The organism is Ancylomarina subtilis (genome assembly GCF_004217115.1).
Classification (GTDB): domain Bacteria; phylum Bacteroidota; class Bacteroidia; order Bacteroidales; family Marinifilaceae; genus Ancylomarina; species Ancylomarina subtilis.
Genome location: NZ_SHKN01000002.1, coordinates 34,409 through 60,912 on the forward strand (window position 1 = coordinate 34,409; position 26,504 = coordinate 60,912).

General features: G+C 37.4%; 21 protein-coding genes. 9 read left to right on the plus strand and 12 right to left on the minus strand.

What is annotated here, in order from left to right; all coding sequences use genetic code 11:
- Positions 1–16 precede the first annotated feature (16 nt).
- Together EV201_RS11115 and EV201_RS11120 are read left to right on the plus strand one after the other, a co-directional pair.
- A complete protein-coding gene (locus tag EV201_RS11115; protein WP_130307731.1) occupies positions 17–2,572 on the plus strand; it encodes a T9SS type B sorting domain-containing protein in 2,556 nt (851 codons plus the stop codon).
- Between the two features lie 239 nt (positions 2,573–2,811).
- On the plus strand, positions 2,812–3,873 hold the full coding sequence (locus tag EV201_RS11120; RefSeq protein ID WP_130307732.1) for a PorP/SprF family type IX secretion system membrane protein: 1,062 nt from the start codon (positions 2,812–2,814) through the stop codon (positions 3,871–3,873).
- Positions 3,874–3,926: 53 nt separating this feature from the next.
- Here the strand turns inward: EV201_RS11120 and rsmI are convergent, their stop codons facing one another.
- On the minus strand, positions 3,927–4,640 hold the full coding sequence (gene rsmI / locus EV201_RS11125; protein WP_130307733.1) for a 16S rRNA (cytidine(1402)-2'-O)-methyltransferase: 714 nt from the start codon (positions 4,638–4,640) through the stop codon (positions 3,927–3,929).
- 88 nt (positions 4,641–4,728) lie between these two features.
- Positions 4,729–5,397 (minus strand): hypothetical protein, encoded by a 669-nt coding sequence (locus EV201_RS11130; protein WP_130307734.1) that lies wholly within the window; start codon positions 5,395–5,397, stop codon positions 4,729–4,731.
- A 335-nt stretch (positions 5,398–5,732) separates the two neighbouring features.
- On the opposite strand from EV201_RS11130, the gene EV201_RS11135 reads away from it, so the two are divergent.
- A complete protein-coding gene (locus tag EV201_RS11135) occupies positions 5,733–6,311 on the plus strand; it encodes a thymidine kinase (RefSeq protein WP_130307735.1) in 579 nt (192 codons plus the stop codon).
- A 42-nt stretch (positions 6,312–6,353) separates the two neighbouring features.
- Complete coding sequence (locus tag EV201_RS11140; protein WP_207224468.1) at positions 6,354–8,822, plus strand: bifunctional UDP-N-acetylmuramoyl-tripeptide:D-alanyl-D-alanine ligase/alanine racemase; 2,469 nt, start codon at positions 6,354–6,356, stop codon at positions 8,820–8,822.
- A gap of 79 nt (positions 8,823–8,901) precedes the next feature.
- Here EV201_RS11140 and EV201_RS11145 read toward each other — a convergent pair whose 3' ends face one another.
- The 3 genes from EV201_RS11145 to EV201_RS11155 all read right to left on the minus strand — a co-directional run bounded on the left by EV201_RS11145 (position 8,902) and on the right by EV201_RS11155 (position 10,857).
- On the minus strand, positions 8,902–9,072 hold the full coding sequence (locus tag EV201_RS11145; RefSeq protein WP_125029604.1) for a DUF362 domain-containing protein: 171 nt from the start codon (positions 9,070–9,072) through the stop codon (positions 8,902–8,904).
- Between the two features lie 196 nt (positions 9,073–9,268).
- Complete coding sequence (locus EV201_RS11150; RefSeq protein ID WP_130307736.1) at positions 9,269–10,456, minus strand: M20 metallopeptidase family protein; 1,188 nt, start codon at positions 10,454–10,456, stop codon at positions 9,269–9,271.
- Positions 10,457–10,488: 32 nt separating this feature from the next.
- The gene (locus EV201_RS11155; protein ID WP_207224469.1) at positions 10,489–10,857 is read right to left on the minus strand and encodes a sulfite exporter TauE/SafE family protein; all 369 of its coding nucleotides are present in this window, start codon (positions 10,855–10,857) and stop codon (positions 10,489–10,491) included.
- A gap of 305 nt (positions 10,858–11,162) precedes the next feature.
- Between EV201_RS11155 and EV201_RS11160 the strand changes: the two genes are divergently transcribed.
- The 3 genes from EV201_RS11160 (at position 11,163) to EV201_RS11170 (ending at position 14,882) form a co-directional block, all read left to right on the plus strand.
- On the plus strand, positions 11,163–12,257 hold the full coding sequence (locus tag EV201_RS11160) for a DUF1573 domain-containing protein (RefSeq protein ID WP_130307737.1): 1,095 nt from the start codon (positions 11,163–11,165) through the stop codon (positions 12,255–12,257).
- A 262-nt stretch (positions 12,258–12,519) separates the two neighbouring features.
- Positions 12,520–13,647, plus strand: a complete 1,128-nt coding sequence (meaB, locus tag EV201_RS11165; protein ID WP_130307738.1) for a methylmalonyl Co-A mutase-associated GTPase MeaB — start codon at positions 12,520–12,522, stop codon at positions 13,645–13,647.
- A gap of 137 nt (positions 13,648–13,784) precedes the next feature.
- Positions 13,785–14,882 carry a TlpA disulfide reductase family protein gene (locus EV201_RS11170; protein WP_130307739.1) on the plus strand — a complete coding sequence of 366 codons (1,098 nt, stop codon included), beginning with the start codon at positions 13,785–13,787 and terminating at the stop codon, positions 14,880–14,882.
- Positions 14,883–15,018: 136 nt separating this feature from the next.
- Here the strand turns inward: EV201_RS11170 and EV201_RS11175 are convergent, their stop codons facing one another.
- Positions 15,019–15,735 carry a Crp/Fnr family transcriptional regulator gene (locus EV201_RS11175; RefSeq protein WP_130307740.1) on the minus strand — a complete coding sequence of 239 codons (717 nt, stop codon included), beginning with the start codon at positions 15,733–15,735 and terminating at the stop codon, positions 15,019–15,021.
- 154 nt (positions 15,736–15,889) lie between these two features.
- The gene (locus EV201_RS11180; RefSeq protein WP_130307741.1) at positions 15,890–17,536 is read right to left on the minus strand and encodes an NAD+ synthase; all 1,647 of its coding nucleotides are present in this window, start codon (positions 17,534–17,536) and stop codon (positions 15,890–15,892) included.
- A 246-nt stretch (positions 17,537–17,782) separates the two neighbouring features.
- Between EV201_RS11180 and gldB the strand changes: the two genes are divergently transcribed.
- A complete protein-coding gene (gene gldB / locus EV201_RS11185) occupies positions 17,783–18,781 on the plus strand; it encodes a gliding motility lipoprotein GldB (RefSeq protein WP_130307742.1) in 999 nt (332 codons plus the stop codon).
- A gap of 30 nt (positions 18,782–18,811) precedes the next feature.
- Complete coding sequence (locus EV201_RS11190) at positions 18,812–19,351, plus strand: 5-formyltetrahydrofolate cyclo-ligase (RefSeq protein ID WP_130307743.1); 540 nt, start codon at positions 18,812–18,814, stop codon at positions 19,349–19,351.
- Positions 19,352–19,441: 90 nt separating this feature from the next.
- Here the strand turns inward: EV201_RS11190 and lpdA are convergent, their stop codons facing one another.
- From lpdA to uvrA, 5 genes are all read right to left on the minus strand, one after another.
- Entirely contained in the window at positions 19,442–20,836 is a 1,395-nt protein-coding gene (gene lpdA, locus EV201_RS11195; RefSeq protein WP_130307744.1) for a dihydrolipoyl dehydrogenase, read from the minus strand.
- 129 nt (positions 20,837–20,965) lie between these two features.
- Positions 20,966–21,802: a metal ABC transporter permease gene (locus EV201_RS11200; RefSeq protein ID WP_207224470.1), complete on the minus strand. Its 837-nt coding sequence runs from the start codon at positions 21,800–21,802 to the stop codon at positions 20,966–20,968.
- Between the two features lie 28 nt (positions 21,803–21,830).
- On the minus strand, positions 21,831–22,568 hold the full coding sequence (locus tag EV201_RS11205) for a metal ABC transporter ATP-binding protein (protein ID WP_130307745.1): 738 nt from the start codon (positions 22,566–22,568) through the stop codon (positions 21,831–21,833).
- Positions 22,569–22,687: 119 nt separating this feature from the next.
- The gene (locus tag EV201_RS11210) at positions 22,688–23,557 is read right to left on the minus strand and encodes a metal ABC transporter solute-binding protein, Zn/Mn family (RefSeq protein ID WP_130307746.1); all 870 of its coding nucleotides are present in this window, start codon (positions 23,555–23,557) and stop codon (positions 22,688–22,690) included.
- Between the two features lie 81 nt (positions 23,558–23,638).
- Positions 23,639–26,497: an excinuclease ABC subunit UvrA gene (gene uvrA, locus EV201_RS11215; RefSeq protein ID WP_242610483.1), complete on the minus strand. Its 2,859-nt coding sequence runs from the start codon at positions 26,495–26,497 to the stop codon at positions 23,639–23,641.
- Between the last annotated feature and the right edge of the window lie 7 nt (positions 26,498–26,504).

The following is a 26,504-nucleotide window of genomic DNA, read 5'->3' on the forward strand; positions in this document are numbered from 1 at the left end:
TAATTATTTAAAATAAATGTTGAGAACTTTACTACATAAAACACTGCTAACCGCAATAGCCATCCTTTTGGGAGGATGGGCTGTTGTGGCGCAGCAGAATGTAGTAAAGGGAACAGCTCTTAGCTTTAAGGTGGACGACAATCCGACAGTGGATTATCGTTGGGTTATTTACAGTGTCGAAGCGGGTACTACTGTGAATTTAAGCTCGAATACACATATCTCCGACGAATACACCTTTAACGTTGAAGGTAATTTTGAGGTGAGGGTTTATCCTGTGGATAAAACAAGCCGTTGTTTGGGTGAGCCATTGACTCTACCCATTTCGGTTGCTGGCGATCCACCAACAATTGTTTTTGACGACTTGTCTACACCTTATGTGTGTTCTGCAAATAATGGCCTTAATTCGAGAGCCGAGATTGCTTGTACTGTAAATTATACAGGGCCACTACCTTGGACCTTTAAGTATTCTGTAGATAGAGAACCTGCAGTACTGCCTCCAGGGGCTGATGAAATTTGGAGCTCAAGTTTCGATTTTGTTGTGACTATCAGAAATGAGTCGGGCTTAAAGTCTCGCTCTGAAATTATGATTGTTGAAGCAAGAAGTCTCTCAGGTTTAGAGGTTGTTGAGAATATTGATGATCATAGTGTTGAAATTGATGTATTGGGATTACCTGATACGAAATTTACAGACTATGAACCAACGGCTATGGCCGGAACCTTGCAATCTTTTAAGGCAAATATTCTGAGACACGATCCGGATATAACACCTTCATCTCCTGCGAATCGTAAGCGATACGAAATTATTGTTCCGGATGGAGCAACAGTTTTAAACGAAAACACGAGATTATTGGCTGATGAACTGCATTCCGAGTTGAGTTTCGATATTCAGTGGGGAAATGAACTTGGAGCTAAACAGATCAAGTTAATAGAGAAGAATGCATTCAATTGTTATGGTGATACCATTTATGCAGATGTTAATCTGATAGAAAGCTTCATGGTTGATTTGGGTGATGATAAAGAGGTTTGTAAGGGTAATGAGATTACGTTAAGCCCAAGCATAAATATGGAGGGTGATTTCAAATATTCATGGTCTACAGGTGAAAAAACTGAATCGATTCAAGTTAGTGCTGCTGGAACTTATACGGTAACGGTTACTGAAACGAATCTTAATAAAACTTCAATGGCCAGTGTTCAAGTTAATTTACTCGACTTGCCTGTGGTTGATTTAGGTGACGATTATGAGCTGGCCGAAGGTGAAGTCAAAACATTGGATGCCGGGGCTGAAGGAGCTTATTTATGGTCTACAGGAGACGAAACAAAAACCATAGAGGTTGATAAGAGCGGACTGTATTTTGTTACCGTAACCGGACTGAATGGATGTGAAGCAAGTGATGAAATCAATATCACAAGCGTGAATGATGTATTTGCTATTGATTTGGGAGATGATATTCAAGCTTGTGTTAATGAGGAAGTGATTCTTAATCCAAATCCAAGTATTCAGCAGAATTACAAATTCAAATGGGATACAGGAGAAGAAACACAAACGATTCGTGTTACTGAATCTAAAACTTATACAGTTGTTGTAACCGATGATGCAGGTAATGTGAAACGTGATGAAATTGCTGTTGTGTTTAATGCTTTACCTATTGTCGACCTGGGGCCTGATCGTAATATTTACGAAGGTGAAAGTTTGGTTCTTGATGCCGGTAATGCAGGAGCAAATGCAAGTTATTCGTGGAGTACAGGAGAATCAAGTCAAACTATCGAGATAAGCGAGGCTGGCGATTATAGTGTTACGGTTACCAATGGCAATGGTTGTTCAAATGAGGATGAAATAACAATAATCAAAAATGCTGGTCAGAAATTTACGGTTGATTTAGGAGATGAAATCGAAATTTGTGAAGGTGACAGAGCCTATTTGGAGCCAACGATTGACAGAGATATTGATGCTACTTATAAGTGGATTCCGGGAGAGGCAACGGATAAGGGGATTTATGTGGATAAGAAAGGTAAATATTGTGTTGAAGTTTCTGATGCTTTCGGTAATAAAGAAACCGCTTGTGTGGATGTGATTATAAATAAATCACCCATTGTTGATCTGGGAGATGATATCAGTCTTGAAGCAGGTGAAACCGCAGTGTTGGATGCAGGTAACGCGGACAGTTTCTTTCAGTGGTCAACAGGTGATATAACGCAAACTATTGAGGTCGGTACGGCTGGTGATTATTCTGTTGCTGTAACGAATCCGAAGAATTGTATAGGTAGAGATGAGGTTAAGGTTTCTTTCCCACGAGGAGAGACTTTTGTTGGATTTCCGTCAGGATTTACACCTAACGGGGATGGTAATAACGATGTTCTTTATGTGCGTGGTAACAATATCAAAACAGTAACCTTTATTATCTATAACCGAGGAGGCCGAAAGATTTTCCAATCGAACAGACTCGATGTAGGTTGGGATGGAACTTTTAAAGGTCAACTACAAAGAATGGATACTTATGTTTATTATCTAAATGTTGGATTTGATGATGGAACCTCAGTCCAAAAACGTGGAGAAGTGACTTTGGTTAACTAAACTGTGACGAATGGTTCAATTCTAAAGTTTATTCATTGTTCCTTTTGACAGAAGATAAACTTTATGTAATGAATAATATTAAAAGTTTAACCTTTGGTAAAAAAATATTTGTAATTTAACGCACTATGTTTTTGGGGTAATAAACTTTATTACCCTTTTATTTTGATAAGTTTAATATGGCTCGTTTCATAATTTGAGCCACCTGAATTTAATATCAGTAGGTCATTCCATTGTTGAGTATGAATAAGTATAAAATACTATTTAGTGTATTTATTATCTTCTTAGGATTGAAGCATGTTTCTGCACAGCAGGTCTATTCTTCCCAGTTCTACTCGATGCCTGTGTTCCTAAATCCAGCTCTAACGGGGAATTCGGATTACAATATCAGAACAGGAGTTAACTATAGAAATCAATGGAATTCTGTAACCACCCCTTTTGTTTCACAAGCCGCTTATGTCGATGGAAAATTGTCATTCCCTTATTTAGGTGCTTCATGGTTAGGTGTTGGTGGTGTTATTTTTAATGATAAAGCGGGTGAAGGGGGTTTAAAAACGAACCAATTAATGTTGACCACATCATTCAATAAAAGTCTTAATCGGGGAAATACACTATTCTTTCACGGAGGACTTGGGGTTGAATTGGTTAATAAATCAGTCGATTATAACAAGTTGATTTTCGATGAACAGTGGGATGGAAGAATTTTTAACAAGGATTTAGAAAAGGGCGAGCCTTTGGGCCGACAAACCTTGTTTTATCTTGACTTTTCACTAGGGGGAGCATTCACCTATTTCAGGGGGAGAACCCGATACTTTATGGGGATGTCTGTTTCTCACCTTAACCAACCCAATGAATCTTTCTATGAAATTACCAATAACTTGAAACGAAGTTATAATTTCCATGGAGGTGTAGAAACCAGGTTGAACTCAAGATTATATATCAGACCGGAGTTTATGTATAAGAATGAGTATTTGAGTTCAGAAATCGTAATTGGGGCCAATTTCATGATGGCCACTGGTGACAAAGGCATTGTTTTGCATTATGGAGTATGGTACAGAAACAAAGAAGATATAATCCCGACTTTTGGCTTTCAGAAAAATAGATTTAAGTTTCTTCTTTCCTACGATGTAGATGTGTCTGCCTTACAATTGACTTCGGCTAATAAGGGCGGATTAGAGATATCTTTGGCCTATAACTATAATTATTCGAGTCCAAGGAATGTGAAGCGATTGGTAAGACGAAAAAAAGCTAAGAAGTTAGGGGATAAGGCTATTTCGTGTCCTAAGTTTACCAATGAAGATTAATGCATGATAAAAAAATCCCCTGATCTACTTAGAAAAGGGGAAATGTTTGAGAGTTACATCCGATCTTTTTTGATATACTCTTTTTTCTTTTTTTCAATAACTTTACCTCCAATAACAACTACAATTTCACCTTTCACGGTTTTTGCTGAAAAATGAGCAATGAGTTCAGCAAGTGTACCTCTGGCATTTTCTTCGTGCAGTTTGGTGATTTCTCGCGAAACTGAAGCTTTACGATCCTCTCCAAAAACCTCAGCAAATTGGGTTAATGTTTTTACCAGTCGGTGTGGTGATTCGTAAAATATCATTGTTCTTTGTTCTTCAGCCAGTTCGTTTAGTTTGTTCTGACGACCTTTCTTTTGAGGTAAAAACCCTTCGAAACAGAATCGTTCATTGGGAAGTCCGGAGTTTACCAATGCAGGCACAAAAGCAGTGGCACCAGGAAGGCATTCAACCTCAATATCATTTTCTAAACAATGTTTAACCAGAAAAAAACCAGGATCTGAAATAGCAGGAGTCCCAGCATCCGATATCAAGGCTATGGTTTGTCCAGCCAATATTCGATCAACAATTTGCTGAGAGCTTTTGTGCTCATTAAATTTATGATGCGAAATCAATGGTTTATTAATTTCATATCGTTTCAGTAAAAAGCCCGAAGTGCGTGTGTCTTCGGCAAGGATAACATCAACAGATTTTAAAACATTAATGGCTCTAATGGTAATATCCTCGAGGTTTCCAATGGGTGTTGGGACTAAAAAAAGTTTCGACATGAAAGACGTTTTGCGATTTTTATTTATCTGTCAAAGATAAGGAGAATGTGGCGATTACTTCCGAAAAAAAGATTTTTCCGAGCCTAAATTATTCGAATTTTCTTTTGATGAGATCAAAGAATTGAATAACGGGTTCTTCTTCCATATTCCACTCCATTGTTTGATCGAAATGATTTATGATTGTATCGTAATCAGCTTGTGCGTTGATGTATTGTATTGCCGATTTGTAATCTTCAGGCTGGTTGTCGAAAAGCTCACGTATAAATAAGAACTGATCGTTAATTCCAATTGCTGTTTGAATATCAATTAATCTGGCCTTCTGAATTTTCTCTTGTAAATTACTGCCTCTTTCAGCCTGAAGCCTATCATTTAGAGTTGAAACATTTGTTTCGGGGGTTTTTTCGATGGGTATCGCGTTTTCCATCTCCATATGATCCGAAGTGAATGAGTTCGCCACATCATCTTTATCACAGATCTCGTCATTGGATTCTTCGTTAATCAAATCTTTTTCATTTAGAATCGGTTTAGGATCTTCTTCTGAAACGTTTTCTTTTGTAATTGGATTCGAACTTGAATTTGTCTGATTATTTAAATTCAATTTTAGGATTTCAACATCATTATATAAGCTCGATAGGCGAGATTCCAATAAAGGGAAACCATCTTTTAAGTCATTTTCGTCATGTTGAAAATGGTTGATTAAGTTTTGAATTTCCTCAATATTATTTTTAATAAGCTGTATGATTAATTTATTGTTCATTGAGTCTGAATGTTATTTCAATCTGAATACGAATTGTAGAATCGCAATCAGCTTGAAAGATTAAAATTGCCCTGTTTCTAATTAAAAATGGATTAATACGGATTCTTTCAAAATAAGATATCGATCCTGAGATATCTACTTAAAAAAGTCTGTAAAAGCCTGAAAATAGGGTTTCTTTATTTGTATGATCATGGTCTGCCCGTATTAATCACTTTGTGAAAAATGCTGATTAATAAGCGAGTCGCACTTTGCGATAATATATCGCAAATTACTAAATAAATTTAGAGCTTTTCTTATTTTTGTGTGACGATGTAAAATGATTAAAGAAAATAAATATGTTTCTTGAAAACGATATTAGTAGTGCAGGAAGTCGAGGATGGATTGAAGTTGTGGCAGGTTCAATGTTTTCCGGAAAAACAGAGGAGTTAATTCGACGTTTGAATCGGGCCAAAATTGCCAAACAAAAGGTTGAGATTTTCAAACCTAAAGTTGATACACGCTATTCTGAGGATGAGGTTGTGTCACATAATTCCAATGCCATTCGTTCAACGCCTGTCGAAACTGCTGCAAATATTTTACTATTGTCGAGTGATGTTGATGTCATTGGCATTGATGAGGCACAATTTTTTGACGATGGTCTCGCTGAGGTTTGTAATGAACTGGCCAATCAAGGCATTCGTGTTATTGTTGCGGGTTTGGATATGGATTTCCAGGGTAAACCTTTTGGTCCTATTCCCGGACTTATGGCAACGGCAGAGTATGTAACCAAAGTGCATGCTGTTTGTATGCAATGTGGTAATTTAGCTCAATATTCACATCGCCTTTCAGATACGGATAAGCTTGTCCTTTTGGGTGAAAAAGATGCTTACGAGCCTTTGTGCCGTGTTTGTTATGGTAAGGTTCAACGTCATTAATTTCTTATATTTCATTTGTTTAAATTTATTTAAAATCTGATTTTGAATTCATCTCAAACATATCAATTGAATCAAATCGCTCAAATTATTGGGGGAACTTTAGTTGGTAAGGCTGATTTTGAAATAGATCGTTTATCCATTGACAGTCGAACCCTGGTTTTGGCATCAAACACCTTGTTTTTTGCATTGGAGGGGGATAGGCATAATGGTCATGATTACATTCAGGATTTGTATGAAAAGGGAGTTAGAGCATTTGTTGTACGGAAACCAATCGAAAAAGATCTTTTTGAAGACTGTAACTTTATAAGCGTAAAAGATACGCTTAAAGCTCTTCAGGTACTTAGCTCACATCATCGGAAACACTTTTCATATCCGGTGGTTGCCATCACAGGAAGTAATGGTAAAACCATTGTGAAAGAGTGGTTGTACCAGGTTTTGAATCCCTATTTTCGTATCGTTCGGAGTCCCAAGTCATATAACTCGCAGGTGGGCGTTCCCATTTCGGTTTGGCAAATGGAGAAGGAAGATGAGTTGGCTATTTTTGAAGCGGGTATCTCTCAGTCTTCAGAAATGGGAAATCTAGAAGAGATTATTCAACCTACAGGTGGTATTTTTACGCATTTAGGTACGGCTCATCAGGAGAACTTTGAGGATTCCAGATCATTACTTCTTGAAAAAATCAAGCTGTTTAAATCTTGCGATTGGCTTGTCTATTGCAGCGATAATGCAATAGTGGATCAGGAAATCGCTGCTTACTGCGATGAGAAAACAGAATTGTTAAGTTGGTCTAAAACAAAAGACGCCAGTTTACAGATCTTTTCTGTTGGGCATGTTGATCGATATACATGCATAAAAGCCCTTTATAAAGGTAAAGAGAAAACAATCAGGCTTCCGTTTTCTGATGTGGCATCTATTGAAAATGCCATACACTGTTGGTTGACATTTTTGCATCTGGGTTTGTCGGATGATAATATTCGTAAAGGGTTTCTCGATTTGCAGCCTGTGGCTATGCGAATGGAACTGAAGGAAGGGCAGAACAATTGTCTGTTGATCAATGATTTTTATAACTCTGATTTAAGTTCTTTAATCATAACCCTTGATATGCAGAATCAATACGCTCAAGGGAGAAAGAAGACACTGATTCTATCTGATATTCTTCAAACGGGGCTAGATAAAGAAAATTTATATGCACAGGTTGCAGAATTGATTGAATTAAATAAAGTTGAAAAGCTTGTCGGAATTGGCGATCATATTTCTTCACAGTCTGATTTGTTTAAGTGTGAGTCTATTTTTTATCCCAATACTGAAACCTTTCTCAAAACAATAGATACAAAAGTTTTTAAAAACGAAATCATACTCATTCGGGGCGCAAGAAATTTTCGTTTCGAACGCATCTCAAGTGCGCTTCAAAATAAAGCTCATCGTACCATACTCGAGGTGAATTTAACGGCTATGGTGCACAATTTAAATTATTTTAGGTCTTTATTGGATACCAAAACCAAGTTGATGGTTATGGTAAAAGCCTTTTCTTACGGAAGTGGATCAAGTGAGATTGCGAATCTTCTTCAATATCATCGGGTCGATTATTTAGCTGTTGCAATAGCGGATGAAGGTGTTGAATTGCGAACAGAGGGAATTCGTACGCCAATAGTTGTCATGAATCCGGAGTTGCATAGTTTCGAAACAATGCTTGATTATAATTTGGAGCCCGAGATATACAGTTTAAGTGTATTGAAAAATTTTGAATCGGTTATTAAAAAATCCGGATTGAAGAATTACCCCATTCATTTAAAGTTGGATACTGGTATGTATCGTATGGGATTTGTCGGTTCGGAATTGGATGAATTAATCGGTTATTTGAAAGATAATCCTCATTTTTATATTCGATCGGTATTTTCTCATTTAGCAGGTTCAGATGAAGAAATTCACGATGATTATACCCAATCTCAAATCAATAAATTTGAAGTCTGGACAGATAAAATTCGAGCTGAATTTCCCTATCAGATTGACAGACATATTTTGAATACATCCGGGATTGAACGATTCCCAAAGGCTCAGTTTGAAATGGTTCGTTTAGGCATTGGACTTTATGGCGTTAGCGCGACCAATCAAAATAAGTTGATGAATGTTAGTAGTTTGAAAACGACAATTTCGCAGATAAAATGGGTTGATAAAGACCAAACTGTTGGTTACAGTCGTAAGGGGAAACTGAATAAGAAAAGTCGTATTGGTATCATTCCAATTGGTTATGCTGACGGGTTTAACCGAAAGTTAAGCAATGGAGTAGGGCACGTGTTGGTGAATGGAAAAACCGCACCTGTTGTTGGAAATATCTGTATGGATATGTGTATGATTGATTTAACCGATATTGACGCAAAAGAGGGGGATGCGGTTACGATTTTTGGAGATGATTATTCTCTGAATAAAATGGCAGAGCAATTAGATACAATCCCATATGAGATTCTCACAACGGTATCCCGTCGGGTCAAACGAATTTATTTTCAAGAGTAATTCGAGCGATATTAAATATAGGCGCATAAAAAAAACCGATGATCTGATCATCGGTTTTTTAATATCTGTAACGATACGGTTATTCAGGATGAATAGCTTCTACAGGACAAGCATCAACGCAAGTACCACAGTCAGTACATAGATCTGCATCGATAACATAACGTTCATCTCCCATAGAGATTGCTTCAACTGGACATTCTCCTTCGCAAGAACCGCAAGAAATACAATCGTCGTTAATTACGTAAGCCATTGTGTTTTATTTTTTAGTGTTAATACTAATGCAAATGTAATATCATATTTTAAACTCAAAAAGAAAATGGGATAGAATTCCTCTATTTTAAAAGAGATTAAATAGTGAAACAAAGCCTTATTATTTGAAGCTTAGTCTTAATAGTCAGTAAATAAAGACTTTTGTGTCTTGAAAGTGAAAATTATTTACAATAATCTTATTCTGATTTATTTAAGAAATCCACTGCTAAATAGGCCATTGTTCCCATTGAGGTTTCCAGACTTTGATCATCGGCATGGAAATTTGAGGTGTGTAAGCCACCCGATTTTTCTTTCTTAACGCCAAATCGATAAAAACATGCCGGGTATTTTTGGGAATAAAATCCAAAATCTTCTGTGGTCATTCTGATATCCATATCTTCAACCCTTTCAGAATCTAAATAGGCAATGGCTGCGCCTTTCGCCGATCGGGTATGCTCGATGTGATTCACCAAATATGGATAACCATGTTTGATGTCCACTTCACATACTACTCCCATTCCCTTAGCTGTGTTTTGTGCTATGTCTGTGATTAATTGTTTGGCTTCTGCACGCCATTTTTCATCCATTGTTCTGAATGTTCCTTCAATAGCCACTTCTTGTGGAATAATGTTGGTTGCTCCTTCGGCTATCATACGACCAAATGACAGGACAGTGGGGATTCGTATATCGGCACGCCTGCTGACTACTTGTTGCAAGGCCACAACGATATGAGAGGCTATTAGAACTGTATCATCGCAGCGATGAGGCATCGCGCCATGTCCACCTTTACCTTTAATCTTTAAATAAATTTCGTCTCCCGAGGCCATATACATTCCTTCACGAAAACCAACATGTCCGGATTCCATATCAGGTAAGACATGTTGTGCTATAATCAAATCGGGTTTCGGATTAAGCGCACCTTCCTCCATCATCATTCTGGCCCCGCCCGGAAGGAGTTCTTCTCCAGGTTGGAAAATGATTAAAACAGTGCCTTCCCATTCGTTTTTTAGTTCCTGAAGAATTTTGGCTGTTCCAAGTAGGCTCGCCATATGCATGTCATGACCACAAGCATGCATGACGCCACTATTTTTTGAGCAAATTGAGTGGGAATCATTTTCTTTAATAGGTAAGGCATCCATATCTGCACGAAGAGCCAGTACTTTTTTGTTTGGGTTCTTCCCTTCAATTTTTCCAACGATACCCGTTTTTACAAAACCATTCTTGTAGGGAATACCATATTCATCCAATTTTTTTTGAATGAAGGCTGAAGTTTCGAACTCTTCAAAAGAAAGTTCAGGGTATTGGTGTAAATGAGTTCTGATTGCCTTAATATCCTCAAGATAATTACGACTAAGTTCTTTTATTTTATTGATAATTTGTTCCATGAGTCATTTTCTAAACTGTTAGTCTTCATTTTTTATTTGCCGGCAATCATCTTAATTGCAACAATTAACATGAAAAATCCAAATATCTTTTTCAGGGTTTTTGCCGGAAGATGTATAGAAACCAAGGACCCAATATATCCGCCAGCCACAAAGGCAATACATAAGATGAGCGCGACTTTAATGTCGATATGTCCTTCTTTATAATAATTATAAGCTGCCAATATACCTATAGGAGGCAACATAAAGGCTAAATTTGTTCCTTGAGCTTGGTGCTGGCTGTATCCAAATAAGAACATAAGAGCAGGTACAATAACAATTCCTCCACCTACACCTAAGCTGCCCCCAACCAGTCCGGCACTTAAGCCAATCAGGACGAGTAATAAAATATCCGAAATCTGCATGTTTAAAATGAATAGGTACAGAAAGTAAAATTAGGAAAATCAATTTAAGAATCAATTTTAATCTTTTATGGATGAAGATTGTGAAGTATATGATAAGTTAAAGTGGTAAGTTTTTTTCGATTACAGCACTCTGTAAGTCACAATGACTAATCATTAACAAGGATTTAAAGATATAATGGGGAGTTTTATCTGATTTTAATTATTTTTGTCTGAATGATTTCTTAGGAAATCATAATTTAGTCTTTTTTATAACTGTATTTCAAATAGCATAAAAAGCTGTTTGAAATATTTTAATAGAATATTTTATGAGAATTTTTCATGTACTATTGATTGGATTAATCCTATCAAGTTTTGGAGCGATTGCTCAGGACACAAAACCGTTGATAGAATTTAAATCTAAGACTCACGACTTTGGAACCCTAAAAGAAGAGAATGGGAAGCAGGTTTATTCTTTTGAATTTGTAAACAAGGGCACTTCTCCGATTATTATTAAAAATGTAAGATCGTCATGTGGGTGTACAACTCCGGATTGGAGTAAGGCTCCTGTGGCCCCAGGTCAGAAAGGTTTTGTTAAAACAACTTTTGATCCTAAAAATCGTCCGGGTTCATTTAATAAGTCAATAACAGTTACTTCAAATAGCAACCCTCCAATTTCGATTCTTCGTATTACGGGTAAGGTGTCTCCACGTGTTAAAACGGTACTGGATTCATTCCCTCGTATGATGTCAGGTCTTAGAATGCCTAATAATCATTTCCCAATGACTAAGGTCAAGAGCAATGAAATTAAGGAAGCTACTCTTGAGGTGTATAATGATACGGATAGTGTAATGACTGTGGCTTTCAGAAGAGTTCCTGCACATTTGAAAATAAAACTTGTACCCGAAAAAATTGCACCTAAAAAACGAGCTAAGGTTGTAGTTGTATACGATGCAGCTAAAAAGAATGACTGGGGTTTTGTTACCGATTATTTGGATGTTCTGGTTAATGGAAAATTTGAACCTCGAAATCGTTTTACAATTAGTGCTGATATTATTGAAGATTTTGGACAGTTATCTGATGAAGAGTTAGCTAAAGCGCCAAAATTAGAATTTGAAGAAAAAGTTTTCAATTTTGGTGAATTACAGCAAGGTGAAAAGGCTGAACATACATTCTTAATGAAAAACACAGGTAAGTCTGATCTTTTGATTCGAAAGACAAAAACATCTTGTGGTTGTACGGCTATTTCTCCTCAGTCTAAAATTATTAAAGCCGGTGAATCTACTGAGTTGAAAGTTATTTTTAATTCCAGAGGAAAACGAGGCCGTCAAAACAAACGCATTACTGTTATAACCAATGCACCTACATCGTCAACTGTTAATTTGCGAGTTATGGGGAATGTGGTTATGCCAAAAGTAAATTAAATTCAGAAAAGGGATAACAATATCATTATTGTTAGAAAATATAGCGTTAAAAAAGGTTGTTGGAATGTCATTTCAACAACCTTTTTTTTATTCTGAAATGTGATTCTTTCAGGCCGATTTACTTAGGCTTGAGTTCGTTTTTTTTTTAACTTCGCATAAGCATTTGTCATCTTAGGATTTCAAATGTGATAGAATTTCTTTACAAATTTTGATGTAAAAAGATAAGATCGTTATATCGCCTTTAAGTAAAAAATATACAGTCATGGTAGATAAAAAAGATAAAGGACATATCGAAAATGATCCTTCATTCAAGGGGTTGTCTGTTAATTCCGGCATAAGTCAACCACCTTCAATAAACCCTAAAATAGCAGAACGTCTTAAAAATAGGAAAAGAAAGAAATATACTATTGAAGAGTATGTGAAAGGTATATTGGATGGTAATATGGCTATTTTAAGTCAGGCCATCACTTTGGTTGAGAGTTCAAAGTTTGAACACCAAAAGGTGGCTCAGGAAATTATTGAGCGCTGTTTACCCTATTCTGGTAAATCAACTCGAATAGGAATTACGGGTGTGCCTGGCGCTGGGAAAAGTACCTTTATCGAAGCTTTTGGAAAGCATGTAACAGCTATGGGACACAAGTTGGCTGTTTTGGCTATTGACCCAAGTAGTGAGAGAACCAAAGGGAGTATTTTGGGTGATAAAACACGGATGGAAGAACTGGCCGTAGATCCTCATGCATATATACGTCCGTCACCATCTGCGGGTTCATTAGGCGGCGTGGCACGTAAAACTCGTGAGAGTTTAATTCTCTGTGAGGCTGCGGGTTTTGACACCATTTTAATTGAAACTGTCGGGGTGGGGCAGTCCGAAACGGCTGTTCATTCTATGGTCGATTTCTTTTTGCTGATTCAGATTGCAGGTGCTGGTGACGAATTGCAAGGCATCAAACGCGGTATTATGGAGATGGCTGATGCCATTGCCATTAATAAGTGTGATGGAAGCAATATCACCAAAGCGAAATTGGCACGCGTTCAATTTGAAAATGCCTTACATTTATTTCCTCTGTCACCTTCAAAATGGTCACCAAAGGTGTTGAGTTGTTCGTCTCTTGAGCGTACAGGAATAAATGAAATCTGGGATACCATCATGGATTATTGTCAGCATACCCAGGAGAATAATTACTTCGATCACCGTAGACGTGAGCAAGCAAAATATTGGATGTATGAAACAATTCATGAACAATTAAGAGATAATTTTTATCACGATAAGAAAATCAAAGGGATGATTCCTGATTTTGAATCAAAAGTTTTAAGTGATGAGATGAGCTCTTTTATAGCTGCTTATAAATTATTGAACACGTATTACGACGAGGTAAAAAAAGGGGAATAACGCCCCTTATATGTAATACATCTGATTAAAACCAATATTAATGGTTTATATGATACACTTATCGAAATAAGTTTCTGGACTCAAATTAATTAATTAGTTTTAGCGGATTCTAAACTTAAAATTTTAAAACACATTTTATGAAAAAATTACTTTTCGTGGGCGTTGCAATTTCAGTTTTATTTGCTGCATGCAATACTCAAAAAAAATACGAACTTTCAGGTAAGATTGAAGGTCAAACAGAGGGGAAAATCTTTCTGAATATTGAAAAAGACAGACAACTTGTGAAGATTGATTCAGCTGATATTGTAAATGGTGAATTTAAAATCGAAGGAAGTGTCGCTGTTCCTGATATGTATTATTTACAAATAGGAGACAAAAGAGGCGCAATTCCTGTATTTCTAGAGAATGCACCGATTCAGGTTGAAGCAAATATTGAAGCTTTGCGTGATGCAAAAATTACGGGGTCTGCTACTCAGGATCTTTATAAGAAATTTGTGGATTCTATGATGGAATACAAGGCTAAACAAGAACCTATTGTTGCGGCTTATAGAAAAGCAAATGCTGAAAAAGATGAAGAAGCTGTTAAAAAGGCAATTGCTGAATATGATGCAATTGATGCCGAAAAAATGGAAAACATCAAGAAATTTGTTAAAGCGAACAGTAATTCTGCAGCAGTTGCTATTGTAACTAAAAATAACCTTCTTAACCAGTTAAAAGTTAACGAGGTTGAGGAGTTGTATAATACTTTTGGCAAAGATGTTAAAGCGACTCGAAGCGCTATTGCCATCAATGACAGAATTGAATTATTAAATAAAGTTGCCGTTGGTCAACCAGCTCCTGACTTTACTTTAAATACACCAGAAGGTACACCTTTTAGCCTTTCAAGTCTTAAAGGTAAGGTTGTTGTTATGGATTTCTGGGCATCATGGTGTGGTCCTTGTCGTAGAGAAAACCCTCATATGGTAGAAATTTACAATGAACTGCATGATAAAGGCGTTGAGTTTTTAGGTGTTTCATTGGATAAGAAAAAAGAGGATTGGATTAAAGCTATTGAAAAAGATGGCTTAATCTGGAATCATGTTTCTGATCTTGAGTATTGGAATTCTGCTGCTGCTAAACTTTATGGAATCAATTCTATTCCTGCAACTGTAGTTATCGATCAGAATGGCGTTATTGTTGCCAATAAAGTATTTGGTGACGAGCTAAAGGCTGAACTAGATAAATTATTGAAGTAGTCAAGATTTACAGAAGGAAACTTCTCGTAAGAAAAGCCTGAGTGATTATTGTCACTCAGGCTTTTTTTATGGCATTTAAAGGCATGAAAAAAGGGAATTCATATGATGAATTCCCTTTTAATATCTATGGCTAGGATTAACCTAGTTTACTAATTCGATCTAGCTTAACCTTATCTAAAATTTTAATTTTCCGACCATCAATCGCAATCACACCTTCGCCTGCAAAGGTCGATAGTGTTCGAATTGCATTTGAGGTTGTCATGTTGGATAAGTTTGCAATATCTTCTCTTGACAGGTAGACTTTGATGGTGACTCCGTCGTCCTCGAAACCGTATGTGTCGCGAAGGAATAGTAGTGATTCTGCCAAACGTCCACGAATATGTTTTTGAGTTAAAGTAACGGTTCTGTTATTAGAGAATCCCAATTCGGTTGCAAAAGAACGAATGATACTTAATGAAAGTTCAGAATTTGTTTTGATCAGTTTTAGAATCATGTCATAACTAACGGTACAAGTGATTGAATCTTCAATAGCAACTGCAGATGCAATATTGTTTTCTTCTGCGAAAAGAGCTCTGTACCCAATAAAACCAACTGGTTTAGCCATACGTACAATTTGCTCACGACCGCCAACACCTTCTTTGAATATTTTAACTTTCCCTTCTTTCAATGAGATGAGCCCAAGAGGTTTTTCACCTTCTTTGTAAATATATTCACCTTTCTTAAAAAAGCTACAACTCATATTTTGAAGTAAATTCTCTTTTTCTTCTGGAGAAAGAACATTGAAAACTGAATTCGGATTGTTAATTACCTCAACGCAGATTTGTTCTCTAATCTTTTTTTCACTCTCAATCATGATCGGATCTGGTGTATGAATTTTAGTAATCGGATATGTTATAAAACATTCCAAATGTATGAAAATCAAATTAAATGGCAAAAGGAATAAAGAAATTAATCTTCAATCATTTTGTGTGTTTAATTATCAGACATTCAGGTGCTTTTGACTTTTTCTAATGTTTAGCAACCAAAGGAATCTTTCTGCCATAGCCAAAAGCCTTCGACGAAACGCGTAAAACAGGTGCTGTTTGAAATCTTTTATACTCGTTCATATTCACCAAACGAATTATCTTATCAACCACCTCTTTAGCAAAACCTTGTTCTATAATTTCATTCACAGGCATATTCTTTTCGATATATAAAAAAAGAATTTTATCCAGAATGTCGTAGTCTGGTAAGGAATCGGAGTCTTTCTGGTCAGGTCGTAATTCAGCTGAAGGCGGTTTTACAATACTATTAAGTGGAATAACCTCTTTGTCTTTGTTCATATAATAGGCCAGTTTAAAGACATCTGTTTTGTAAACATCACCTAAGACGGCAAGGCCACCATTCATATCGCCATAAAGTGTGCCGTAGCCCACCGCTGATTCACTCTTATTGGAGGTATTGAGCAGGATATGGCCAAATTTATTGGATAAGCCCATCATCAGAGTTCCTCTGATTCGTGCCTGGATGTTTTCTTCAGCAACATTAAAAGGCAAGTCGCCAAAAATAGGAGCGAGGCTGGCTTCAAAAGATTTGAAGATATCCTGAATAGGAACAATTTCGTACTGGATACCCAGGTTGTTTGCCAAATCGATGGCATCTTTTACCGAATGATCTGACGAAAATTCAGAAGGCATGAGTAAAACACGAACATTTTCTTTCCCAAGCGCTCTTTCAGCTAAAACAACGGTGACGGCTGAATCAATCCCTCCGGATAGCCCTAGTGTTGCTTTTTTAAAACCCATTTTCTGAAAATAGTCTTTTAAGCCCAGAACCAGAGCGTCGTGTATTTTTTCGATATAATCGATCTCTTTTTCTTCAACCTTTAAGTTTTCAATTTCATCGAGATTGATAAGCGCATAATCTTCTTCAAAATAGTTGAGTCGACACGCCACGTCTCCCTTTGAGTTGAGCACCATTGAATCGCCATCAAAAATTAATTCGGTATTGGCACCAATTTGATTCACATAGATAAGGGGTAATTGATATCTTTTTGATACAGCATGAAGAATTTCTGTTCGAATGTGTCGCTGATTGTGTGAAAATGGTGAGGCTGCAATATTGACAACAAAATCAGGTTTAAGAGGGTTCAACTGTTCCATAGGTGAAATGGTATACAGGGCTTCCTTTGCAAAATTATTATCAACAGGCTGTTGCTCCCATAAATCCTCACAGATCGTTATGGCTATTTTTTTCCCTTTGTATTCAACCAAACTATACTCCGTATTTGGCTCGAAGTAACGATATTCATCAAAAATATCATAGGTTGGCAGGAGGGTTTTATTGTGTATACTCTGAATTTTCCCCTCGCTGATGAAAAAGGCCGAATTGTACAAGTTTTTTCCTTTAGCATGAGGATTGATTGAAGGACCACCAACAACGGCTGCAATATCGATACAATGAGTGGCTACCTGATTCATGGCAGCCTGTGTTTTTTCAATAAAATCTTTTCGTTCCAATAAATCTTTAGGTGGGTAACCGCAGATTGCCAGCTCAGAAAAAACGACAAGATCTGCCTTCTCAGTCTTGGCTTTTTCGATAGCCGTAATGATTTTATCCGTATTAAGTTCGAAATTTCCTATATGATAGTTAAGTTGTGCTAGAACAATCTTCATTTCTGTATGATTTGTACGATAATTTGATTTAATCCCCTCTTGGGGTGATGGGCAAAGTTAATGATAAATCATTAATCTTTTAAAGCTCAATGCCCTAATGAATAGACAAATTTTAGAGCTAGAAATATGGCTTTTTAACTTTGATGCCTCCCGTATTTTGGTAATTTTGAATGGAACTTATTTTTCAATAAAGTAGAATATGCTTTTTTTGTTTATAAGTTCAGCCATAAATTTAATTGTTATAAAATGAGAAGATTAGCATTGAGTATGCTTTTAGGACTGGCCTGTGTTTTTGTTGCTTGCCAATCGAATAAACTAAAAGTTGATGTGTCTGATATCGAGTTGGATATAAAAATAGATCGATTTGAAACGGATTTGTTTGCTTTAAAAAAGAATGGATCACTTAATGAACTGAAAGAGAAATATCCAAAAGTATTAAAACTTTATTCAGAGAGGGTCATTGGTTTGGGCCAGGTTGAAGATCCAAACTTTCCCATATATCTGAATAAATTTCTCAACGATTCAACCATGAACCTTGTGGCAGATAGAATTGATTCTGTTTTTCCTAATTTGGATTCACAGGAGAACGAATTGACCGAAGGGTTTAAGCATCTTAAATACTATTATCCCAATAAAACGATACCTAAACTTTTTTCACAGCTTTCGGGTTTTAACCAATCTATAGTTGTTGATGAGGGGCTGATTGGGGTGAGTTTGGATAAGTATCTAGGGAAGGATTGTGATTTTTATGCCTTTTTGAGTCGTCCTATATATTTACGTGAAAATATGACTCCCGAGCGGATTGCTCAGGATATTTTATTGGCTTATGGTTTGACTGAATTTCCTTTTAAAGCCAAAGCGCAGAATCTGATGGAGCAAATGATTTATCAGGGTAAAATCTTGTATTTCTTACAAGCCCTAATGCCGGAAAAAGCGGAATATGATATTATGAAATACAGCCCTGAGGATTTGCAATGGTGTGTGAATAATGAGGCGCAAGTTTGGGCTTACCTGATTGAACAAAAACACCTGTTTAGTACAGAAAGCAGTATGCTTCGTAACTATATTCATGATGCCCCATTTACTACGGGTATGCCCCAAGAATCGCCCGGTCGTATTGGAACATGGATTGGATTGCAGATTGTGAAATCGTATATGACCAAACATTCTGAAATAAGCTTACAGGATATGATGGCGAATAATGATTATGCAGCGATACTAAGAGAGTCAGCTTATCAGCCTTGATAAATATTAAGAACAGAATATTATCCTATAATGATAGATGAAGAAAAGAAGCGGATACGTAAAGAGATTCGTCAACTAAAAAATGCGATAAGCCTGGAAGAGAAAGTTCGCCGATCGAAGCTTATTCTGGATAAAGTTGAGCAATTACCCGAATTTATTTCTGCCAAAACAGTGATGCTCTATTGGGCTATGGACGATGAGGTTCAAACTTCTGATTTTGTAGTGAAGTGGGCAGCGAGCAAGCGTGTGATATTGCCCTGCGTGAATGGTAACGATCTCGATTTGCGAGTGTTTAGAGGCGAAGAAGATTTAGTTGCGGGTGAGAACTTTGGTATTCCTGAACCCTCAGGTGAACTCTTTTTGGATTATGATGAAATAGACTTAATTCTTGTTCCAGGGGTTGCTTTCGATGTGGATAACAATCGAATGGGGAGGGGCAAAGCGTATTACGACAGGTTACTCTCAAGCCTTAAGGCATACAAGCTGGGTGTCTGTTTCGATTTCCAGCTATTGCAGTCGGTACCAACCGATGAGCACGATATAAAAATGGATAGAATTGTTTCGGAATAATTTTTATTTAAAGAAGGCGTAGACATAAAGAAAGCCACGATAATATCGTGGCTTTACATTTATATAAATCTAATAATCTTTTCAGATATACTAGATATGAATTACTTCATCATAGGCAGCTGCAGCAGCTTCCATCACCGCTTCACTCATAGTTGGGTGAGGATGAATAGCTTTGATTAACTCGTGACCTGTTGTTTCAAGTTTACGAGCAGTAACCAATTCTGCAATCATTTCAGTTACGTTAGCACCTACCATATGCGCTCCTAAAAGCTCACCATATTTCGCATCGAAAATTAATTTTACGAAACCTTCGTTGGCACCGGCAGCACTCGCTTTACCCGAAGCAGAGAATGGGAATTTACCCACCTTAATTTCGTGACCAGCATCTTTAGCAGCCTTCTCAGTTAATCCCATTGAAGCAACTTCAGGCGTTGTATAGGTACAACCCGGAATTGTTGTGTAATCGATAGGTTCAACATGCATACCTGCGATTTTTTCAACACAACAGATGCCTTCAGCAGAAGCTACGTGAGCTAATGCAGGACCTGCTACGATATCACCAATCGCGTAAACGCCTTCAACATTTGTACGGAAATAATCATCAACAACAACACGTCCGTTTTCGGTTACAACACCAGCCTCTTCAAGACCAATATTTTCAGTATTAGGTGTAATACCTACAGCTGAAAGAACAATTTCACACTCGTGAACTTCAATTTCACCTTTTTTATTCTTGATGTTTACTTTTAGGTCACCTTCGGTTCCTTCAACAGACTCAACCGATGAGTTAACCATCACCTTAATTTTATTCTTTTTGAACGAACGTCCCATTTGTTTTGAAACTTCTTCGTCCTCAATAGGAAGAATGTTTGGCATAAACTCAACCAAAGTAACCTGAGTTCCAAGGCTTGAGTAGAAGTATGCAAACTCAGATCCAATGGCACCAGAACCAACAACAATCATTGATTTAGGTAATTTTTCAAGGGTTAGAGCTTTACGATAACCAATAATAGTTTTACCATCCTGAGGCAAGTTTGGTAATTCGCGAGAGCGAGCTCCTGTAGCTAAAATAATGTGCTTTGCCTCGTAGTTCGTTTTGCTACCATCTTCAGCCAAAACTTCCAGCTTTTTGTCAGCCGTCAGCTTACCAAAACCATTGATAACGGTAACCTTGTTCTTTTTCAATAAATATTGAATACCCGCACTCATTTTATTGGCAACGCCACGGCTACGCTCAACAATTTTTTCAAAATCAGGCTTAATCTCACCTTCAACAGCGATACCATAATCAGCCGAATGCTTCATATAGTCGAATACCTGAGCTGATTTTAATAATGATTTGGTTGGGATACATCCCCAGTTTAAACAGATGCCACCAAGTTCGGCACGTTCAACTACGGCAACGTTCATACCCAATTGTGCACCTCTAATGGCGGCTACATAACCTCCAGGTCCACTTCCTACTACTATTAAATCGTAAGTCATTTTTTATTTTTGTTGTTTAGTTTATTAATACATATTACGTTTTTCGATCTGTTTATGATTCTGTGATTATAGAATCCCGATCTGATCTAAATTTGCTGCTAATTTATTAATTCTAATTCTAAATAACGCTTATTCGTCCACTTTTCTGCTTAGTTTTAAAAGACTTAATTGAACTATTTTGGCAATGATAAACAAAATAACGAATGAGAATATAATGGTTGCACCCGAAGGTACATTTAATTTGTAAGCCATGAATAAGCCTAAAAGTGAGCCAATTATACCGAAGCTTATTGCTCCGAGAATCATTTTACCAAAATCCTGTGTAAACATATTGGCAATGGTTTGTGGAATGGTTAAAAATGAAATAACCAGTATGATTCCCACAACTTTGATATTTAAAACAATAGCCAAGGCTACTAAAGCAATCATCAGGTAGTTGAGAAATTGCACAGGTGCTTTATGTGTTTGTGCATAGGTTTCGTCAAAGGCCACATAAACAATGGGGCGCATCATTAGGGCAAAAACAGAAATGGTTAAAATACTTAAGCCTGAAAGCAGGTATAAGTCGAGACTCGATACGGTGAGAATACTACCAAATAAGAAACTCATAAGATTTGGGGCATAACCTGGAGTCATATAAATAAATATAATTCCCAATGCCATTCCCAAAGCCCAAAGAATGCCTATGACTGAGTCCTGGCGCACATCTGTTTTTTTCGACACCCATTCGATACCCAATGCTGAAAAAACGCCGAATACGGCTGCACCCAGTATAGGATTGAGCCCCAAAAACCAGGCAATTCCAATGCCTCCAAATGAAGCATGCGTTATACCACCACTGATAAATACGATACGGCGGGCAACGATATATGTCCCAATAATTCCACATGAAATGCTGGCTAAAATGGCTGCACCAATGGCATTCTGGAAGAAATTGTAGCTTAAAATGTCAATGATTTCGTTCATGAATCTTTGATTTCAGATGGTCCGTGATTTAATGTTTTTTCAAAACGCGATGGGGAACATCGCCATGAGTAATTAAATCGATCGGACAGTTGTATGTTTTGAGTTGCTCCTGATTGATGATGTTTGAATCGTGATAACACAAACTTCCGTTGACACATGCAATGGTTTTGACATGTGAGCTAATTGTGCCGATATCATGGGAAACCAAAATAATGGCCATGTGTTCGTTAAGTTTATCTAAAACCCCGTACAACTCCATTTCAAAATGACTGTCAACATAGGTGTCCGGTTCATCAAGAATCAGGATTTGAGGATTGGATATGATGGCTCGGCAAAGAAATACCCGTTGTAACTGGCCACCTGAAAGCTCTCCAATATTCTTATTCTTAAGATGAAGAATGCCCATTTGCTCCATTAATTCCTTAGCTTTCTTTTTATCTTCGGATTGATATCTGCCAAATAATTTTTTGTGTGACATCAATCCCGATAAAACAACTTCGCGGACAGAAATAGGAAATTTTTGATCGATGGTATTAATCTGAGGTAGGTATCCAATCAGATTGTCATCAATATTATTGAAATCGATACTTCCTTCAATGGGTTTGATCAAGCCTAAAATCACCTTTAGCAGAGTCGTTTTCCCCCCACCATTGGGGCCAATAATACCCAGGAAATCATTCTTCTTAACAACGAGGTCAACGTTCTTTAAAACGATTTTGTTGTCGTAACCAGCATAAACAGACTTTAATTCAAGTAGTTTGGTCATTTTTTTTCTTGTTGTTTTGAGATCAACTCACATTCTGAGTTCATACAAAATACGAAGTAATTCTCAGAAAATATGATTTTGGATTTAAACACGTGTTTTTGCGATTCGATATTAAGCCTCTATTGTTTTAGATAGCTTAAAATTCGATTCATCTCCGTTAACCAATCTTCACTTAAAGGATCAATTTGAATCAATTCAGCATCAATTTCTGCTGCTATGGTTTTGGCATTGTCAATATTGAATTGTTTTTGCAAGAAAATAATTTTGATCTGGTTTTTTTTAGCCAACTCAAGCATGTTTCTCATATGAGCTGGCGATGGTGCTTTACCATCGTGTTCAATTGAGATTTGAGTCAAACCGTAATCGCGGGCGATATACGAAAGTGCTGGATGGTAGATCATGAATGCTTTTGATGGCATTTGGCTAAAAATAGCTTCTGCTCCTTTATCCATGATGTTGATATCTGCCATCAACTTCATATAATTCATTGTGTATTCCTGTTTTTTTTCAGGTGCCAATTCAACCAAAACCTTAAATGTATTTGCCACCAATTGCTTTGCCGTTTTAGGTGATGACCAAACATGCGGATCAATCCCGCCTTCATGCACATGATCGCCATGACGAAATTCGGGGCCGCGAATAAATTCAATTCCCTCAGAAATATCGATACTTTTAATTTGAGAATTCCCTTCAAATAATTTGTTTAACCAAGCCTTTTCGAAAGGAATGTGACCGATTTTTAAATACAAGGATGATTGAGACATTTCCTGCATTTGTTTCGGAGTTGGCTCATAGCTAGCCGGACTTGCTCCTGGAGGAATAAGTACATTTACTTTGAAATCTTCTCCGGCAATACGTTCTATAAAGTATTTTTGAGGAAGAATACTGACCGAAATCAGCTTATTATCAACTTTGTTTTGTTTAGAATTACAAGCCTGAAATCCCAAAGAAATCCCCAGGCATAGTATTAGTAGAGTGATTTTGTTCATTTGATTTTGATTCTTCAATTTAGAATAGTTTCAAATAACAAATGTAAAATATTTTACTCAATTAGCAATCGCAGAATCTAATTAAAGCAACTCTTCCTTAAGAAATTTTGCTGTAAAGGATTCTTTGCATTTTACGACTTTCTCCGGAGTGCCGTAACACAAGACTTGACCTCCATTTCGACCGCCTTCGGGTCCAATATCAATAAGGTGATCTGCGACCTTAATTACATCCATATTGTGCTCAATGACGATTACTGTATTGCCTTTGTTTACTAAGCGATCAAGGACCTCAAGCAGGACACGTATGTCTTCAAAATGCAAACCCGTTGTGGGTTCATCCAGAATATAAAGGGTCTGACCTGTATCGCGTTTTGCAAGTTCAGTGGCAAGTTTAACGCGTTGTGATTCGCCACCGGATAGAGTTGTAGATGGTTGTCCTAATGTGATATAGCCCAGGCCAACGTCCTGCAAAACTTTTAGTTTAGGCAGAATAGCCGGAATGTTTTCAAAGAATTTAACCGCTTGATTGATGGTCATATCTAAAACATCGCCAATTGATTTTCCTTTGTATCTGACTTCAAGGGTTTCGCGGTTGTAGCGTTTTCCGTTACACTCATCACAATGAACGTAAACATCAGGCAGGAAATTCATTTCGATGGCACGAACGCCAGCTCCCTGACAAGTTTCGCAACGTCCACCTTTTACATTAAATGAAAATCGACCCGCTTTATAGCCTCGAATTTGAGACTCGGGTAGTTTCTCGAAAAGCTTACGAATATCACCAAAAACATTGGTGTAGGTTGCCGGATTTGAACGCGGGGTTTTCCCCAATGGCGCCTGATTCACTTCCACAACCTTGTCGATATGCTCTATCCCTTTAATTTTCTCGTAGCTTAAAGGATCTTTAACTGATCGGTAAAAATGCTGAGAAAGAATAGGTTGCAGGGTACCATTAATTAAACTCGATTTTCCACTTCCCGAAACACCTGTAACACAGATGAATTGTCCCAGTGGGAAACTAACATCCACATTTTTTAGGTTATTTCCTTTACAACCCATTAGTTTGATGGCTTTACCGTTTCCTTTTCTACGCTCTGTCGGAACCTGAATTTCTTTTTCACCGTTGATGTATTGCGATGTTAAGCTATTTCCTTTTAGCATTTTATCAGGCGTACCGGCAAAAACAACTTCTCCGCCATGTTTTCCCGCAAATGGCCCCATGTCCACAACATAGTCTGCGGATTGAATCATATCCTTATCGTGCTCAACCACGACAACAGAATTCCCGGAATCACGCAGTTGGCGTAGGGATTGAATCAATTTTTGATTGTCCCTCTGGTGTAAACCAATACTGGGTTCATCGAGAATATAAAGAACATTTACCAGTTGGGAACCGATTTGTGTTGCCAGTCGGATTCGTTGTGATTCACCTCCCGAAAGGCTTATTGAACTTCGGTTTAGTGATAAATACTCCAAGCCGACATCAAGAAGGAACTCCAGTCGATCGCGGATTTCTTTTAAAACTTCACTCGCTATTTTGAGTTGTTTGCTACTTAAGTGTGCTTCTACTTCAGAAAACCATTCGCTCAAAAGACTCAGATCCATTTGAGCCAAATCGGTAATGTTCTTATCGTGTATTCTGAAATAAAGCGATTCTTTCTTTAAACGTTGCCCTTCACAAGTTGGACAAAGGGTATTCTTTATGAATTGTTCGGCCCACTTTTTTGCCTTTTTCGAAGTGGTACTGCTTTCCTGATTTGAGATATATTTCAGAACCCCATCAAAACTTAAAAAGTAGTTTGAAGAACTTCCCAGAGGTGTATTTTCAAGCTTGAATGTTTCACTTGAACCATCAAGAATAATGCTTAAAGCTTCTTCAGGAATATCTTTGATTGCGGTTTTTAAATCGAAATTGTACTTGCGGGCAATGGCTTCAATTTGCCAAAATATCAAGCTATTCTTGTATTTTCCCAATGGAACAATTCCGCCTGAATGGATGCTGATACTGTCATCTGGAATGATTTTTTCAATATCGATGGCACTAATTCGACCCAGGCCCTTACATTTTGGGCATGCTCCGTGTGGGGAATTGAAAGAAAAACTGTGTGGTGCAGGCGTGTTGTATGAAAGTCCTGTGCTTGGGCACATCAGTAAGCGGCTGTAATATTTAACTTCTTCACTATCCTTGTCCATGATCATGGTAATGCCTTTACCATGTTTCATAGCTGTCTGGATCGATTCTTTCAGACGCTTGTCACCAACTTCATCCACCACCAATTTGTCAATTAGAATTTCAATGGTGTGGCTTTTATAGCGATCCACTTTAAAACCGTGAAGCAATTCCACGATTTCGCCATCGACACGAGCATATAGAAATCCTTTTTTTCTAATTTGCTCGAACAGTTCTTTGTAGTGACCTTTTCGTCCCTTAACAATCGGGGCCAGAATATAAATACGTTTTTCGTTGAATTTATTGTAGATCAGGTCGATGATTTGCTCATCGGTATACTTGACCATTTTCTCGCCTGTTTCGTACGAATAGGCAACACTGGCTCTGGCAAAAAGTAATCGAAGAAAGTCGTAAAGCTCCGTGATGGTACCGACTGTAGAGCGTGGGTTTTTGTTTGTCGTTTTTTGTTCGATGGCGATAACAGGACTCAGCCCCGTTATTTTATCCACATCCGGGCGTTCCATTCCACCAAGGAACTGACGCGCATAAGCCGAGAAGGTTTCGATGTATCGGCGTTGGCCTTCTGCATAAATTGTATCGAAAGCCAATGATGATTTTCCACTACCGCTTAAACCGGTAATAACCGATAATTGGTTACGTGGAATGCTAACATCAATATCTTTAAGATTATGAACTCTGGCTCCAAGAACATCAATGTTCTCTGTTTCCAAAATTTCATTTGAAACGGTTTGCTTAGCTTTATCTTTCAATCTACAA

Bases quoted from the DNA above. Each gene is read 5' to 3' on its own strand.
- EV201_RS11115 (WP_130307731.1), top strand. From the start codon at position 17: ATGTTGAGAACTTTACTACATAAAACACTGCTAACCGCAATAGCCATC.
- EV201_RS11120 (WP_130307732.1), top strand. From the start codon at position 2,812: ATGAATAAGTATAAAATACTATTTAGTGTATTTATTATCTTCTTAGGA.
- rsmI (WP_130307733.1), bottom strand. From the start codon at position 4,640: ATGTCGAAACTTTTTTTAGTCCCAACACCCATTGGAAACCTCGAGGAT.
- EV201_RS11130 (WP_130307734.1), bottom strand. From the start codon at position 5,397: ATGAACAATAAATTAATCATACAGCTTATTAAAAATAATATTGAGGAA.
- EV201_RS11135 (WP_130307735.1), top strand. From the start codon at position 5,733: ATGTTTCTTGAAAACGATATTAGTAGTGCAGGAAGTCGAGGATGGATT.
- EV201_RS11145 (WP_125029604.1), bottom strand. From the start codon at position 9,072: ATGGCTTACGTAATTAACGACGATTGTATTTCTTGCGGTTCTTGCGAA.
- EV201_RS11150 (WP_130307736.1), bottom strand. From the start codon at position 10,456: ATGGAACAAATTATCAATAAAATAAAAGAACTTAGTCGTAATTATCTT.
- EV201_RS11155 (WP_207224469.1), bottom strand. From the start codon at position 10,857: ATGCAGATTTCGGATATTTTATTACTCGTCCTGATTGGCTTAAGTGCC.
- EV201_RS11160 (WP_130307737.1), top strand. From the start codon at position 11,163: ATGAGAATTTTTCATGTACTATTGATTGGATTAATCCTATCAAGTTTT.
- meaB (WP_130307738.1), top strand. From the start codon at position 12,520: ATGGTAGATAAAAAAGATAAAGGACATATCGAAAATGATCCTTCATTC.
- EV201_RS11170 (WP_130307739.1), top strand. From the start codon at position 13,785: ATGAAAAAATTACTTTTCGTGGGCGTTGCAATTTCAGTTTTATTTGCT.
- EV201_RS11175 (WP_130307740.1), bottom strand. From the start codon at position 15,735: ATGATTGAGAGTGAAAAAAAGATTAGAGAACAAATCTGCGTTGAGGTA.
- EV201_RS11180 (WP_130307741.1), bottom strand. From the start codon at position 17,536: ATGAAGATTGTTCTAGCACAACTTAACTATCATATAGGAAATTTCGAA.
- gldB (WP_130307742.1), top strand. From the start codon at position 17,783: ATGAGAAGATTAGCATTGAGTATGCTTTTAGGACTGGCCTGTGTTTTT.
- EV201_RS11190 (WP_130307743.1), top strand. From the start codon at position 18,812: ATGATAGATGAAGAAAAGAAGCGGATACGTAAAGAGATTCGTCAACTA.
- lpdA (WP_130307744.1), bottom strand. From the start codon at position 20,836: ATGACTTACGATTTAATAGTAGTAGGAAGTGGACCTGGAGGTTATGTA.
- EV201_RS11200 (WP_207224470.1), bottom strand. From the start codon at position 21,802: ATGAACGAAATCATTGACATTTTAAGCTACAATTTCTTCCAGAATGCC.
- EV201_RS11205 (WP_130307745.1), bottom strand. From the start codon at position 22,568: ATGACCAAACTACTTGAATTAAAGTCTGTTTATGCTGGTTACGACAAC.
- EV201_RS11210 (WP_130307746.1), bottom strand. From the start codon at position 23,557: ATGAACAAAATCACTCTACTAATACTATGCCTGGGGATTTCTTTGGGA.